The sequence below is a fragment of the Bacillus sp. Medicinal_06 genome (genome assembly GCF_056711665.1).
This window is the reverse complement of the sequence record NZ_JBWYHD010000103.1, coordinates 1-217: the sequence shown is the minus strand read 5'-3', so window position 1 is coordinate 217 and position 217 is coordinate 1. Positions and strand designations below refer to the sequence as shown.

The window sequence follows — 217 nt, the reverse complement described above, 5'->3', positions numbered from 1 at the left end:
TTATCCGGTATTAGCCCCGGTTTCCCGGAGTTATCCCAGTCTTATGGGCAGGTTACCCACGTGTTACTCACCCGTCCGCCGCTAACTTCTTAAGAGCAAGCTCTTAATCGGTTCGCTCGACTTGCATGTATTAGGCACGCCGCCAGCGTTCATCCTGAGCCAGGATCAAACTCTCCAATAAAGTTTGTCTAGCATCTAAAATAAAAATTGACGTTTC

1 rRNA gene is annotated in these 217 nt (G+C 47.9%); it reads right to left on the bottom strand.

Annotation, left to right across the window (positions count from 1 at the left end):
- Nucleotides 1-181 (bottom strand): 16S ribosomal RNA (locus AC1M36_RS28685); the annotation flags it as partial.
- Nucleotides 182-217: the final 36 nt, after the last annotated feature.